The sequence below is a fragment of the Pedobacter hiemivivus genome (genome assembly GCF_005144565.1).
Classification (GTDB): Bacteria; Bacteroidota; Bacteroidia; order Sphingobacteriales; family Sphingobacteriaceae; genus Pedobacter; species Pedobacter hiemivivus.
In genome coordinates this window covers 130,223-144,738 of the sequence record NZ_SWDX01000005.1, presented here as the reverse complement: position 1 = coordinate 144,738, position 14,516 = coordinate 130,223, and the positions used below count along the sequence as shown (strand labels likewise).

The following is a 14,516-nucleotide window of genomic DNA, read 5'->3' as shown; positions in this document are numbered from 1 at the left end:
AGCTTAATAAAAAGATAAGACATGCAAGAAGCATATATTATAGCAGGATATCGTACCGCAGTTGGCAAGGCCCCTCGTGGTGTATTTCGTTTTACAAGAGCTGATGATTTGGCTGCAGAAGTAATCAGAGCACTGGTAGCTTCGGTACCTAATCTGGATAAGGAACAAATTGATGATGTAATTGTTGGGAATGCGACGCCTGAGGCTGAGCAGGGATTGAATATTGCCCGTATGATCTCGTTAATGGGATTGGATACAGATAAAGTGCCGGGTGTTACCGTAAACAGGTATTGTGCATCAGGACTGGAAACAATTGCTACTGCGGTTGCCAAGATTAAAAGTGGGATGGCCGATTGTATCATCGCGGGTGGTGTTGAGGTGATGTCGGGTATGCCTTTTGGCGGATGGAAGATTGTGCCGAATGCGGATGTAGCAAAAACAAACCCGGATTGGTACTGGGGAATGGGCTTGACTGCTGAAGCAGTAGCAAAGGAGTATAATGTGAACAGGGAAGATCAGGACTTATTTTCTTATCAGTCGCATCAAAAAGCTGTAGAGGCTATTAAAAATGGCCATTTAAAAGATGGGGTATTGCCGATTACAGTGAATGAAAACTACCTGGATGCGGATATGAAAAAGAAAACCCGCAGTTATGTAGTGGATACTGATGAGGGACCACGCGCAGATACTTCGGTAGAGAAATTGGCCAAATTGAAACCTGTTTTTGCTGCGGATGGTTGTGTTACCGCTGGTAATTCTTCGCAGACTTCTGATGGCGCTGCCTTTGTATTGGTGGTGTCTGAAAAGAAAATGAAAGAACTAGGTGTTGATCCTATTGCACGTTTAGTGAGTTATGGAATTGCAGGGGTGCCGCCGCGTATTATGGGAATTGGACCAATATATGCGATTCCTAAAGCGTTGAAACAGGCGGGGATGACGCTTGATCAGATGGACTTGATTGAGCTAAATGAGGCCTTTGCTTCTCAATCGCTGGCCATTGTAAGGGAGCTAAACGTCAATACCGATATTTTAAATGTAAACGGGGGCGCTATTGCTTTAGGTCATCCACTGGGATGTACCGGTGCAAAGTTATCAGTACAAATATTTAATGAATTAAAAAGAAGGAAACAGAAATACGGGATGGTGACCATGTGCGTAGGTACAGGACAAGGTGCAGCCGGTATTTTTGAAATGCTTTAATATTATAAAACATGGAAGCTACAGACAAGAAAACAATTAAAGGTGGCGAGTTTTTGATCACAGAAACCACTTATCAGGATGTATTTATTCCTGAAGAATTTGATGAAGAGCAAAAGATGATTGCACAGACCTGCCGTGATTTTTTGGCGGCGGAAGTGTTTCCTAATCTTGATCGTATCGATGCACAGGAAGAAGGATTGATGCCTTCTTTGATGGATAAAGCAGGTGAGTTGGGTATTTTAGGGGTTTCGATACCTGAGGCATACGGTGGCTTTGGGAAAGACTTTAATACTTCTATGCTGGTTGCTGATGTGGTTGGTGCCGGGCATTCTTTTGCTGTAGCACTATCGGCACATACTGGAATTGGTACTTTGCCTATTCTGTATTACGGAACGGATGAACAGAAAAATAAATATATTCCTAAGCTGGGAACGGGTGAGTGGAAAGCAGCTTATTGCTTGACTGAACCTAATTCGGGTTCGGATGCCAATTCGGGTAAAACCAAAGCTAAGTTGTCTGCAGATGGGAAACATTATTTGATCAATGGTCAGAAAATGTGGATCACCAATGGTGGCTTTGCTGATATTTTTATTGTGTTCGCAAAGATTGATGATGATGCGAATTTAACTGCTTTTATTGTGGAGCGTGAGTTTGGTGGCATTACCATGAATCCGGAAGAGCATAAAATGGGAATTAAAGGTTCATCAACCAGACAGGTGTTTTTTAACGATTGTCCGGTGCCGGTTGAGAACATGCTTTCTGACCGTCAGAATGGATTTAAGATTGCGGTTAACATTTTAAATATTGGCAGGATTAAATTGGCTGCTGCAGCAATTGGCGCTTCAAAAGCGGTGATTGATACGGCTGTGAATTACTCAAATGAGCGGATTCAGTTTGATCGTCAGATTTCTAAGTATGGAGCGATCAGGTATAAATTAGCCGAAATGGCAACTAAAGTTTATGCTGTTGAATCTGCAAATTATCGTGCAGGTCAGAATATTGACGATGCTTATGAAACCTTGGTTGCTGGCGGTATGGATGCGGGTAAAGCGAAGTTGAAATCTACCGAACAGTTTGCTGTCGAATGTGCGATATTGAAGGTTTGGGGTTCTGAGGTTTTGGATTATGTGGTGGATGAAGGTGTACAGATTTATGGTGGAATGGGCTTTTCTGCCGAGGCACCAATGGATCGGGCATATCGTGATGCAAGGATCAACCGGATATTTGAAGGTACAAACGAGATCAATAGATTGTTGACTGTGGATATGATGTTGAAAAGAGCGATGAAAGGGGAGTTGGATTTGATGACACCTGCTACTGCTGTTGCTGCTGAACTGATGTCGATCCCTGATTTTGGAGAAGAAGACGATACACTTTTTGCTGCTGAGAAGAAGATCATTAAGAATCTAAAAAAAGCGACATTAATGGTTGCTGGTGCTGCGGTACAGAAGTTGATGATGAGCTTGTCTAAAGAACAGGAGATATTGATGAATATTGCGGATATGGCAAGTTATGTATATGTGGCTGAATCGGCGATGTTGCGGACGGAGAAACTGGTAAGTTTACGCGGAGAGGCGGCTTGCGAAGGTCAGCTGAACATGATGCGTATTTATTTTGTTGAAGCCGTTGATGCGGTTCAGAAAGCAGGTAAAGAGGCTTTATGGGCTTTTGCGGAGGGTGATGAGCAGCGAATGATGATGGTGGGACTGAGACGGTTCACTAAAATGGAGGCTTTTAATGTTAAAGATGTACGTCAAAAAGTGGCACAGCAATTGATCGCTGCTAATAAGTATTGTTATTAAAAATAAAGAAACGATTATCAAAGAAACGATTCATAATTAAAACTGGAAGGCCCGTAATCTGATTGCGGGCTTTTTTTGTGATACCGATAATTGTTAAAATTGGTTAAAAATTGTGCCATCGGTAATAAAAGACTATTTTTGTGAATTATGTTAAAAACCAGTGTCTTGTTGGGGCTTTTTTTGTTAGCGGTAGCTTTTGTTGCCTGCAAAAAGGAAGTGCCTTATGATCAAGCAGGAGAGCTGGCAATTGACGACGAAATGATTGTCAAATATATGGCTGATAGTAATGTTACTACGCTTACCAAACATAACTCAGGTTTGTATTATAACATCATCAGACCGGGGACCGGAACTGAAGTTCTAAACACAGATACCGTTTATGGCAATTATACTTTAAAAATTTTAAGAGACTCCTTGCCATTGGCCAAAAGCCTGGATAGTACGTTTAAGTTCATGCTTCCTGGTTATATAGAGGGCTGGAAAACTGGCGTGAGCTTAATAAAAGTAGGCGGTTCAATCCGAATGGTTATTCCATCTGCTTTGGGTTATCAGCAAAGAGTCGTAACATCACCTAATATTCCACCGAATTCAATATTAGATATTACTTTATCAATAGTTTCTATAAATAAAAACCCCAAATGATTAAAAAGTTATCATTATATGCCTTTGCCTTGTTAGGCTGTTTAGTTCTATTCAATTCATGTAATAAGGAGTACGAATCTATTGAAGTTATAGATACGCGTGCAATTGAGGATTACATTGCTAAAAATAACCTTGTTGGGGTTAAAGATACATTGGGCTATTATTATCAGATCATTACCCCAGGTGATGGTGCTGCTGTTGCCAATACAGACTCTGTATATTATACTTATGATTTTAAACGCGCAAATGGCGTTTCGATAATTAAAAACGGTGATTACCAAATTCCTGGAACATTTTTAGGTTATACAGACAGGTTTAGCTTTAAGACCATCGCAGGCGTTAGGCTTACCTTAGCTAAACTAAAAAAAGGCGGTACTGCAAGAATTATTATACCTTCGAGCATGGCATTTGGGAAAAATGGAAATACTGCTTTAGGGGTGGAATCGAATGAGATCATTATAATTGAGTTGTCTTTGCCTAAGCTTGATCACCAGTACCAAGTAGATAATTTTCTAATCAATAAATTTGTTACTGCCAATAGTTTGGTAACAGTGAAACCGCCTAGTAGGATTCAATATATTGTTTCAAGTGTGGGTACGGGCGCAGACATCTTACCTACATCGAAAATAAAGGCAAAATATACTGGGCGATTACTGAATGGAACTGTGTTTGATTCTTCTGCTGATGGTGTTGAGTTTAACCTTGATGAGGTAATTCAAGGTTGGACATTGGGCATCCCAGGCAATATAAAAGTAGGCGGAAAGATTAGATTGTTGATTCCTTCTGATTTAGCTTATGGTAAATCTGCTCAAACTGATGGGATTGGAAATACTACTATTCCTGCAAACTCTTGTCTTGATTTCGATATTGAAGTGGTAAGTATTACGGCTCCATAAAGTATTATATAGCTAAAGCGGTTTTAAATACTTTTAATACCCTTTCTCTTGCAAAAGCATGTTCAACGATAGGTTTGACATGCTTTTGTTGTTTTAGCTCGGGTACCCAGTAGTTAATGTACTCGTTGTTGGGGTCGAATTTTTTAGTTTGTAGTTCGGGATTAAACACCCTAAAGTAAGGTGCGGCATCGTTTCCGCATCCACAAGCCCATTGCCAGCCACCAATATTGCTGGCTTGATCATAATCCAATAGTTTTTCTGCAAAATAGGCCTCGCCCCAACGCCAATCTATCAAAAGATGTTTGGTTAAAAAACTAGCCACTACCATTCTTACCCGATTGTGCATATATCCTGTTTTATTAAGTTGACGCATTCCTGCATCGACTAGAGGATATCCGGTATTGCCTTTGCACCAGTGATCAAAATCGACTTCATTATTGATCCACTGTATATTGTCGTATGCTGGTTTGAAGGATTGTTGAACAGTATGTGGGAAGTGCCAGAGGATCATCATGTAGAAATCTCGCCAGGCCAATTCGGATAACCATTTTTCTGTGCCCTGCATTAACGCTTGTTGTGCCGCTTTGCGTATGCTTATGGTTCCAAAACGGAGATGTAGGCCAATATGTGTGGTTGCATCTTGGGCTGGGTAATCTCTATGGTCTTCATAAGCCTGTAGCTTTGTTTCAAAATCTTTGGTTGGAAATGTTTGTTGAGCACGCGTAAAGCCTAATTGTTGGAGAGATGGGGTGTTTTCTATTTGTATAGGAAGTAGGTGCTGGATGTATTTTTCTACCGGATATGCTTTACTGTAAAAGGGCTGTAGTTTTTGTCGCCATTGACGGAAGTATGGGGTAAATACGGTATAAGGCTTTCCGTCTGCTTTGCAGATCTCATTCTTTTCGAATATTACCTGATCCTTAAACGTTTTAAATTGGATGCTTTTTGCAGTCAGGTATTCTGCAATTGCATTGTCCCTTTTGCTAGCATAAGGTTCGTAATCGTGATTGCAGTAAACTTCTTTAACGGTGTAGGTATCTAGGATTTTATTCCATGCTTGTTCTGGCGTTCCGTGTTTTATCAGTATGGAGGAATTAAATTGGCTCAATTCTGATTGGAGTTGCTGAAGTGTGTCGTAAATAAAGGTTATCCGCGCATCGTCCTTATTTGGTAATTTTGAAAGTATGTTTATGTCGAATACAAACAGTAGTAAAACAGGGTAATTCCCCTTTAAAGCGTGATATAATGCTGCGTTGTCTGCTATTCTTAAATCCCTACGTAACCAACAGATGCTTATTTCTTTCTTCATGAAGTCATTTATCTGCCGTAAATATCCGATAAGGCATCGATAAGTTGGGTGTACTTAAATTTAAAATCGGCTGATAATAGTTTTTGGGCAGAAGTATTGGAGCTGATGAATACAACTTCACTCATTTCTCCGAGGACCAATTTGAGTACTTTTTCAGGTACATGAAAAGGCCATACCGGTCGGGTTAATTTGCTGGCGATGGCTTTGGTTAGCGTGTCGTTGGTTACTGGGAATGGTGCGCAGGCATTGTATGCGCCAGCCATTAATGGGCTTTCTACGGCGTTTTTATACATCGATATGATGTCATCGAGGTGAATCCAGGGGATCCATTGCTTGCCCGTGCCTAAAGGTGCACCAAGGAAGAATTTAATTGGCTTTTCAAGGGATGCTAGTGCTCCTTCTCCTTTTGCCAATATAACGCCGGTTCTGAATTTTACGATTCTTAGCCCCAGATATTTACCCTTGTCTACCGCATCTTCCCATTGCTTACAACATTGGGCCATAAACCCATAACCTGCCGGACTCTCTTCGGTAAGGATTTCATCCCCGCAATCGCCGTAATAGCCAGCGGCAGAGGCAGAGATAAAAGTGCCTACATCAGCATTGCTCTCTTTTATGGTTTTGTAAAGCAGTTGGGTGGATAATACCCTGCTATCAATGATTTGTTGTTTGCGTTTGGCTGTCCAGCGCTGTTGTGCAATATTCTCGCCGGCCAAATGGATGACTGTATTTATGCCAGTCATGCAATCTGCATCAATGTGGCCACTGTAAACATCCCACAGAAATACTTTTACCCCTGGAATGTCTCTTAGTTTTCTGCTGAGAACAGACACGGTGTGTCCAGATTCTTGTAAGGCATTGATTAGTTTTTTACCTATCATTCCCGTTGCTCCGGTTATCAAAATTCGCTTGTTCATTTGCAGAGGGTTTTTAGGTTCGATGAATACAGTATCAGGAAATTAAAACAATTAGCGCCTTATTTGGGTATTGTTTATTTGATACTTAAACTTATTGGTAATTATATAACTAAATGATCTGTGATTTGGTTTGTTAAATTATCTTTTTTTAGTAAATATTTTGTTCTGCTTATGTAAAGATTGCGGTAATATTAGTTTTAGGATAAAAAATGGCATATTTTTGAAATATATAGTATAGGTTTAGTCTTGAAATTAATGAGGAATAAGAAAATATTAGTTTGGTTTAGAAACGATCTCCGCTTACACGACAATGAAATGTTGGTTGAGGCAATCGCTAAATCTGACAGTATTTTACCCGTTTATTTCTTTGATCCACGTTACTTCGAAAAGACCAGGTTTGGTACTGTCAAGACGGGTGCTTATAGAGCGCGGTTCTTAGTGGAAAGTGTATTGTCTTTAAGAAATACGTTCCGTAAAATGGGAGGTGATATTTTATTGATTCATGGCAGACCGGAGGATCATATAAAAGACTTGGTTACGCAATTTGATATTGCAGAGGTGTACCATCACCGTGAAGTTGGACCAGAAGAGACTTTAATTTCTGATGATGTTGAAGATCTTTTGTGGGAACTTAAGATTAACCTTAAACATTTTATAGGACATACCTTATATAATAAAGAAGATCTTCCTTTTCCAATAAAGGACATTCCTGATGTTTTTGCACAGTTTAAAAAGAAAACGGAAAGGGATGCAATTGTAAAATCATGCTTCTTGTCTCCAGAAGAGATCACGTTTGTTGAAAATGAGAACTGGGGGGAGTTACCATCCTTAATTGAGTTAGGTTTTGCTGAAAACGGTGGCAATTTCGGAGCAGCATATGCTATTGGAGGTGAAGATGCCGGTCTGGAACATTTAAAATCGTTGTTGGCGGAAGGCGCTGATATCTATCTGAAAACAAATGGTAAATCTACCGTTGATAAACCAGGTTTTTCTTCCCACTTATCGGTGTGGCTAACTTTAGGCTGCTTGTCGCCACGAAAGGTATATTGGCAGGTTAAAGATGCTGAACGTGAGTTTGGAAGCAATGGTAACTTTAACCAGATGTTATTGGGTTTGTTATGGCGTGATTATTTCAGGTTTATGTTTAAAAAACATGGCATTGCTTTTTTTCAGGAAAAGGGGCTTGAGACTGATATCATTGACGCGACTGCATCAATAGATCCTGCTTTGGAAAATTGGAAAATTGGTCATACTGGAAACCCAATTGTTGACAAGTACATGAAGGATTTGAATGATACGGGGTTTATTCCACATCCGGGTAGATTGTTGGTGGCTACGTTTCTTATTCATGTGTTAGGTGTCCACTGGACTTGTGGCGCTGCGTATTTTGAAGAAAAGCTAATCGATTATGCTCCTGCCAGTAATTGGGGGAATTGGGCAAGCGTGGCTGGTGTAGATAAGGATACCAAGTCCAAAAATGGATTCGATCTAAGCAAGCAAATTAAAATTCTTGATATAGCTATTTCCGATAGCCCATCTTTTGCTTAACTGATAAAAGTTTTCTTTAACGTCAATAATTTTAACATATTTGTGTTTTAGACGAGTGTGTTCAAAATTTGTTGTTTTATTTGACGTGAGAAAGTATTCAATCAGTGATATAGAAAATTTTATTGGTATAAAAGCCCACACAATAAGAGTGTGGGAAGTACGGTACAATCTTGTGCCCCCAAAACGGACATCAACCAATATCAGATATTACGATGGAGAGGATTTAAAGATGTTGCTCAATATAGTCGCATTGAACGAGAACGGCTATAAAATTAGCAAGATCGCTAAACTGAGTCAGCAGCAAATATTTGAATTGGTTCGTGAGCTGAAAACAAACTGGGACAATGAAACGGTTCAGTTGTTGACTCTTTCAAGTGCAATGATAAACTATGATGAGTTTGCATTTTCAGAAATCTTAACGGGTTGTATTCAGGAAATGGGCTTAATCAAAACTATGGATGTGGTTTTGTTTCCTTTTGCGAAGCGCGTTGGGTTGTTGTGGCAGACCGGTAGTATAGATCCTTCGCAAGGATATTTTGCATCTAATCTGGTTAGAGATCGGATTGTGGTAGAGATTGATCGGGTTGAAAAACCTAAAGTGGCCAATCCTAAAAGGTTCTTGCTTTTTTTGCCTGAAAGGGAGATGCGGGAAACGGGTTTACTCTTTATCCGGTATTTGTTAAAGACATATGGACATGATGCACTTTATTTGGGCGCCGAAGTTCCTTATGTTGATCTAAAAAAAGCGATTAATTCTTATGAGCCGGATTATGCCTTTATTGTATTGACATCTTTACATCTTGGAAAAGATATCAATAAAGTTGTAGAGAAAGTGGCCGATCATGTTGATGTACCTCTACTTGTTGCTGGCAGCCTAATCTCGGAATTTGAAATTCTCCCAAAGGATCGGTTGACCCCTTTAAAGAATGTTTGTGATGTGGTTGATTTTCTTAAAGAATTATAAAGAAAATTGCCTGTTTTATAAGGTAAAATCCTAATTTTGCATCACTTATAGCATACTTAAAAATAATGGATAATTTATCTTATCTCAGCGGCGCAAACGCCGAATACATAGAGTCCTTATATCAATCTTATAAAGAAGATGCAAATTCGGTTGAATTTGGCTGGCAGAAATTTTTTGAAGGTTTTGACTTTGGAAGAGATTCTTCGGGTACTTCTGTTAGTTCTGAAGCTCCAGAGCACTTTTTAAAGGAAATTAATGTGTTAAACATGATCAATGGTTACCGCCAGCGTGGTCATTTGTTTACGCATACTAACCCTGTAAGAGAAAGGCGTCAGCATTTACCGACATTGGATATTGAAAATTTTGGTTTAGCTAAATCTGATTTAGATATCGTTTTTAATGCAAGTGTTGAATTGGGTATTGGTGCTGCGAAATTAAGTGACATTGTTGCTTTCTTAAAGCAAACCTATTGCCGTTCTATAGGTGCAGAGTATAAATATGTACGTACGCCTGAAGTTCTTTCATGGATCGAGCATAAAATGGAAAGTGTGCGCAACACGCCAAGTTTCTCGATTGATGAAAAGAAAAGAATGCTGACGAAGTTGAATGAGGCGGTTTGTTTTGAGAATTTCTTAGGTACCAAATTTCTTGGTCAGAAAAGATTCTCATTGGAAGGTGCCGAAGCATTGATCCCGGCGCTAGATTCAGTAATTGAAAAAGGTGCTGCGGTTGGAATTGAAGAATTTGTAATTGGTATGGCGCACAGGGGACGTTTGAACGTTCTAGCCAATATCATGCAGAAATCATATAAAGATATTTTTGCTGAGTTTGAAGGTAAGGCTTATAGCGCGGATTCTCCATTTGGAGGTGACGTTAAATACCACCTTGGCTACTCAACAGATGTAACCACAAATGATGGTAAGAGTGTTCACTTGAGTCTTTGCCCGAACCCATCTCACCTGGAAACAGTGAATGGAGTTGTTGAAGGAATGACCAGGTCTAAAATTGATTTTAAATATGGTGGGGATGATGCCCGTATTGCACCTATTTTAATCCATGGTGATGCTTCAGTTGCTGGACAAGGCATCGTTTATGAAGTGATTCAAATGGCTGGTTTGGATGGTTATAAAACAGGTGGTACGATTCACCTGATCATTAACAACCAGATTGGTTTTACCACAAACTTTAAAGATGCGCGTACCAGTACTTACTGTACGGATATTGCAAAAGTTACTTTGTCGCCCGTGTTCCATGTAAATGGGGATGATGTGGAGGCTTTGGTTTATGCGATTAATCTGGCTATGGAATATCGTCAGAAATATAAAAACGATGTATTCATTGATATTTTATGTTATCGCAGGTTTGGGCACAACGAATCTGATGAGCCTAAATTTACGCAACCATTGCTTTATAAAGCGATAGAGCAACATGCCAATTCAAGAGATATTTATATCGAACAATTGGTAAAAGAGGGGTCAATTGAAGCGAGTGTTGCCAAAGAAATGGAAAAATCATTCCGTGGATTTTTGCAGGAGCGTTTAAATGAGGCGAAATCAATTACCTCTACTTATCAGGATGTGAAGTTTGGTGGTGCGTGGTCTGATATGCGTATCGCTACACCTAAAGATTTTGAAAGCTCGCCAAGTACTGCTGTAAAGAAATCTACCTTATTGGAGATTGCTAAAAGAATAAGTTCGTTACCTAGTGATAAAAAGTTCTTCAAGAAAATTGAGAAACTTTTTGATGAGCGTAGTAAAATGGCCAATACCACTCATGTATTTGATTGGGCTATGGGTGAGCAACTGGCTTATGGTACTTTACTTGCAGAAGGCAAAAGAGTACGTTTAAGTGGACAGGATGTTAAGCGTGGTACTTTCTCTCACCGTCATGCGGTATTGACTTTAGAAGATTCGGAAGAAGAATATACACCATTGTCAAATGTCTCTGACCAACAGGCTCAGTTTGATATTTACAATTCACATTTGTCTGAGTACGGTGTTTTAGGTTTTGAATATGGTTATGCTATGGCCAACCCTAATGCCTTAACGATTTGGGAAGCTCAATTTGGTGACTTCTTTAACGGTGCACAAATTGTTGTGGATCAATATATCGCCAGTGCGGAAACAAAATGGCAACGTGAAAACGGATTGGTGATGTTATTACCTCATGGTTATGAAGGACAAGGTCCTGAGCACTCTTCTGCAAGGATTGAGCGTTTTATGGAGCTTTGTGCAGATTACAACATGCAGGTAACTAACTGTACTACTCCTGCAAACTTCTTCCATGCTTTACGTAGACAGTTTAAACGTGATTTTAGAAAACCTTTGGTGGTGTTTACGCCTAAGAGTTTATTACGCCATCCGATGTGTGTTTCGCCTTTGGTAGATTTTACAGATGGTAAATTCCAGGAAGTAATTGCGGATCCTAATTTAAAAGCTGCTGACGTTACAAGAGTATTGTTCTGTAGCGGTAAGATTTATTACGAATTATTAGAGAAACAGCAAAAAGAGCAGATTAAGGATGTAGCTATTGTTCGCGTTGAACAATTGTATCCTACGCCATTAGAACAAATGGAAACTGTATATAGCAAATATAAAAATGCTAAAGAAGCACTATGGGTACAGGAAGAGCCTGAGAACATGGGTGCATGGCCATATTTGTTGCGTAGACTTAGAAAAACATCTTTCAATGATATCGAAGTAATCTCGAGAAAAGAAAGCAGCAGTACAGCTACTGGTTATGCAAAACAACATGCAGATCAGCAAGCATACATTTTGGCTAAGGCTTTTGAGATGACTGTTTCTGAAACGGATGAAAAAATAGCTAAGAAGTCTGTGAGTAAAGTATTTAATGTAGATTAGAAGAAAAATAATACAACTGTTATGAGTATAGAAATAAAAGTTCCGCCAGTAGGCGAGTCGATAACCGAAGTTGTTTTATCCCGTTGGGTGAAAAATGATGGCGATGTAGTGGAAATGGATGAGGTGATAGCAGAATTAGAGTCTGATAAAGCAACATTTGAATTAACTGCAGAGCAAGCCGGAACTTTAAGAACAGTAGCAGCTGAAGGTGATACTTTAGCGATTGGTGCTGTAGTTTGTAAAATTGAAGATGGTGGCGCTGCACCAAAAGCGGCGGCTGCTCCTGCTGCTGAAAAACCAGCTGCTGCGGCTGATAAAGCTGCTGCTCCGGTAGCAGAAAGATCAGGCGAAAGCTATGCAACTGGTACTCCATCGCCTTCGGCGGGCAAAATTTTGGCTGAGAAAGGTGTTGATACTGGTTCGGTTAAAGGAACCGGTGTTGATGGTAGAATTACCAAAGAGGACGCATTGAATGCGCAGAAGTCTGCACCAGCTGCTAAAGCTGAAGCACCTAAAGCTGCAGTTGCTGCTCCTGTTGCGGGTTCAAGAAACGAACGCAGAGAAAAAATGTCGCCATTGCGCAAAACAGTAGCAAAACGTTTGGTTACTGTTAAAAATGAAACAGCAATGTTAACCACATTTAATGAGGTGAACATGAAGCCAATCATGGATTTGCGTGGAAAATATAAAGATCAGTTTAAAGAGAAATTTGGTGTAGGCTTGGGATTCATGAGCTTCTTTACTAAAGCAGTATGTGAGGCGTTGAAAGATTTCCCTGCAGTAAATGCTCGTATTGATGGTGAGTCTGTTGTTTACAACGAATTTGCTGATATCTCTATCGCTGTTTCTGCACCTAAAGGTTTGGTAGTTCCGATTATCAGAAATGCAGAAAGCATGAGCCTTGCTCAAATTGAGAAAACAGTAGTTGAACTGGCTACAAAAGCACGTGATAGCAAATTGACGTTAGAGGAAATGACAGGTGGTACATTTACCATCACCAATGGTGGTGTTTTTGGATCAATGATGTCTACTCCAATCATCAATGCGCCTCAATCGGCTATTTTAGGAATGCACAATATCATTGAGCGTCCGATTGCTGAAAAAGGCGAGGTTGTTGTTCGTCCGATGATGTATTTGGCGTTATCTTACGACCACAGAATCATCGATGGTAGAGAGTCAGTAGGCTTCCTGGTAAGGGTTAAACAACTACTTGAAGATCCTGCAAGATTGTTATTAGGCGTTTAGTCTACGATTATAAATAAAAGGCCCGTATCAATTGCGGGTCTTTTTTTGATTTACGCATTTCTATTTTTTTATTAAGCAAACCCGGTGGGTTGATTGCGATTCAATTATTTTCTACGTGAAAAAATATTATTTCTTTCTTTTTTTATTAATTTTTTCAAAAAAATTAAGCGCACAAATAAATAATACGACTTCTACACAAGGGCCAAAAATTGGCAAGAGTATCTTCGGTAATGAGCGAAAAAGAAACTTCTCAAGAAAAGGGGATTTCTTTGCGATGTGGGGATATAACCATTCCTGGTATAACAAAAGTGATATTAATTTTAAGGGACCGGGTTATGATTTTACACTTAGGGATGTGGTAGCACACGATAGGCAAACTAAATTGAGCTGGGCATATCTGGATCCAAAAAGGATCAGCATACCGCAGTTTAATTTTCATTTTGGTTATTTTATCAAGGATAATTATAGTATATCTCTGGGCTGGGACCACATGAAATACGTGATGGATATTCCGCAAACGGTGAAGATTGATGGACATATAGATCCTATGGTTTCTAATCCTGGTATTCCCACTGGTGGCTATGCTGGTGTATATAATGGGGAATCGCTAACAGTAGGACCTGAAATGTTAAAATTTGAGCATACTGATGGTTTAAACTATGCTAGTGTGGAGCTGGAAAGATATGATGATATCTGGGTAGCACCTTCTCAACGTACTTCATTAACTATGGAGACCGGAATCGGGGCTGGTTTAGTTGTGCCAAGAACAGATGTTCGTTTTTTTCAGGTTGGAGAGAACAACTACTGGAATATTGCCGGTTATGGTATTTCTGCTAAGCTTGGTTTCAAGTTGTACATCACTAAAGGTCTTTACCTACAGAATAGTACAAAGGTTGGTCATATTGACCTCAGTAAGATCCGTACAACTGGAAGAAATGATGTTGATGGCGCAAGTCAGAAAATTCAATACATTCAGAATTATACAGTACTAGGTTTTCAGTTCTAGTATTGCATCTGCTGAAATAAAAGGGCTGTATCATAAATTCAGGATGACGACGGCATAAAAGGTGCTGTATCATGGAAAATGATACAGCACCTTTTATTTTTGTTTTATATTTTAGCATTTTGATCC

The 14,516-nt window shown here is 39.6% G+C and carries 11 protein-coding genes; 9 read left to right on the top strand and 2 right to left on the bottom strand.

The window, feature by feature from the left end; genetic code table 11:
- Positions 1 to 21: 21 nt before the first annotated feature.
- The 4 genes from FBD94_RS13855 to FBD94_RS13840 all read left to right on the top strand — a co-directional run bounded on the left by FBD94_RS13855 (position 22) and on the right by FBD94_RS13840 (position 4,540).
- Positions 22 to 1,200, top strand: coding sequence for an acetyl-CoA C-acyltransferase (locus FBD94_RS13855; protein ID WP_136880616.1), 1,179 nt, complete (start codon positions 22 to 24; stop codon positions 1,198 to 1,200).
- 11 nt (positions 1,201 to 1,211) lie between these two features.
- A complete protein-coding gene (locus tag FBD94_RS13850; protein WP_136880615.1) occupies positions 1,212 to 3,002 on the top strand; it encodes an acyl-CoA dehydrogenase family protein in 1,791 nt (596 codons plus the stop codon).
- Positions 3,003 to 3,149: 147 nt separating this feature from the next.
- A complete protein-coding gene (locus FBD94_RS13845) occupies positions 3,150 to 3,644 on the top strand; it encodes an FKBP-type peptidyl-prolyl cis-trans isomerase (RefSeq protein WP_136880614.1) in 495 nt (164 codons plus the stop codon).
- Complete coding sequence (locus tag FBD94_RS13840; protein ID WP_136880613.1) at positions 3,641 to 4,540, top strand: FKBP-type peptidyl-prolyl cis-trans isomerase; 900 nt, start codon at positions 3,641 to 3,643, stop codon at positions 4,538 to 4,540. The genes FBD94_RS13845 and FBD94_RS13840 overlap by 4 nt, the downstream gene beginning before the upstream one ends.
- A 4-nt stretch (positions 4,541 to 4,544) precedes the next feature.
- Here the strand turns inward: FBD94_RS13840 and FBD94_RS13835 are convergent, their stop codons facing one another.
- Positions 4,545 to 5,849, bottom strand: a complete 1,305-nt coding sequence (locus FBD94_RS13835; protein ID WP_136880612.1) for a cryptochrome/photolyase family protein — start codon at positions 5,847 to 5,849, stop codon at positions 4,545 to 4,547.
- Between the two features lie 8 nt (positions 5,850 to 5,857).
- Positions 5,858 to 6,766 (bottom strand): TIGR01777 family oxidoreductase, encoded by a 909-nt coding sequence (locus FBD94_RS13830; protein WP_131612864.1) that lies wholly within the window; start codon positions 6,764 to 6,766, stop codon positions 5,858 to 5,860.
- 255 nt (positions 6,767 to 7,021) lie between these two features.
- Here FBD94_RS13830 and FBD94_RS13825 point away from each other — a divergent pair, with 255 nt between their 5' ends.
- The 5 genes from FBD94_RS13825 (at position 7,022) to FBD94_RS13805 (ending at position 14,390) form a co-directional block, all read left to right on the top strand.
- Positions 7,022 to 8,314, top strand: coding sequence for a DASH family cryptochrome (locus FBD94_RS13825; RefSeq protein ID WP_136880611.1), 1,293 nt, complete (start codon positions 7,022 to 7,024; stop codon positions 8,312 to 8,314).
- An 85-nt stretch (positions 8,315 to 8,399) separates the two neighbouring features.
- The gene (locus FBD94_RS13820; RefSeq protein ID WP_225874861.1) at positions 8,400 to 9,278 is read left to right on the top strand and encodes a MerR family transcriptional regulator; all 879 of its coding nucleotides are present in this window, start codon (positions 8,400 to 8,402) and stop codon (positions 9,276 to 9,278) included.
- Positions 9,279 to 9,343: 65 nt separating this feature from the next.
- Positions 9,344 to 12,139: a 2-oxoglutarate dehydrogenase E1 component gene (locus tag FBD94_RS13815; protein ID WP_136880609.1), complete on the top strand. Its 2,796-nt coding sequence runs from the start codon at positions 9,344 to 9,346 to the stop codon at positions 12,137 to 12,139.
- A gap of 21 nt (positions 12,140 to 12,160) precedes the next feature.
- Entirely contained in the window at positions 12,161 to 13,384 is a 1,224-nt protein-coding gene (gene odhB, locus FBD94_RS13810; RefSeq protein WP_136880608.1) for a 2-oxoglutarate dehydrogenase complex dihydrolipoyllysine-residue succinyltransferase, read from the top strand.
- A 115-nt stretch (positions 13,385 to 13,499) separates the two neighbouring features.
- Positions 13,500 to 14,390, top strand: coding sequence for a hypothetical protein (locus FBD94_RS13805; RefSeq protein ID WP_136880607.1), 891 nt, complete (start codon positions 13,500 to 13,502; stop codon positions 14,388 to 14,390).
- Positions 14,391 to 14,516: the final 126 nt, after the last annotated feature.

What these genes read in the sequence shown, in the direction of transcription:
- FBD94_RS13840 (WP_136880613.1), top strand. Translation starts at nt 3,641, where the DNA reads ATGATTAAAAAGTTATCATTATATGCCTTTGCCTTGTTAGGCTGTTTA.
- odhB (WP_136880608.1), top strand. Translation starts at nt 12,161, where the DNA reads ATGAGTATAGAAATAAAAGTTCCGCCAGTAGGCGAGTCGATAACCGAA.
- FBD94_RS13825 (WP_136880611.1), top strand. Translation starts at nt 7,022, where the DNA reads ATGAGGAATAAGAAAATATTAGTTTGGTTTAGAAACGATCTCCGCTTA.
- FBD94_RS13815 (WP_136880609.1), top strand. Translation starts at nt 9,344, where the DNA reads ATGGATAATTTATCTTATCTCAGCGGCGCAAACGCCGAATACATAGAG.
- FBD94_RS13850 (WP_136880615.1), top strand. Translation starts at nt 1,212, where the DNA reads ATGGAAGCTACAGACAAGAAAACAATTAAAGGTGGCGAGTTTTTGATC.
- FBD94_RS13855 (WP_136880616.1), top strand. Translation starts at nt 22, where the DNA reads ATGCAAGAAGCATATATTATAGCAGGATATCGTACCGCAGTTGGCAAG.
- FBD94_RS13830 (WP_131612864.1), bottom strand. Translation starts at nt 6,766, where the DNA reads ATGAACAAGCGAATTTTGATAACCGGAGCAACGGGAATGATAGGTAAA.
- FBD94_RS13835 (WP_136880612.1), bottom strand. Translation starts at nt 5,849, where the DNA reads ATGAAGAAAGAAATAAGCATCTGTTGGTTACGTAGGGATTTAAGAATA.
- FBD94_RS13845 (WP_136880614.1), top strand. Translation starts at nt 3,150, where the DNA reads ATGTTAAAAACCAGTGTCTTGTTGGGGCTTTTTTTGTTAGCGGTAGCT.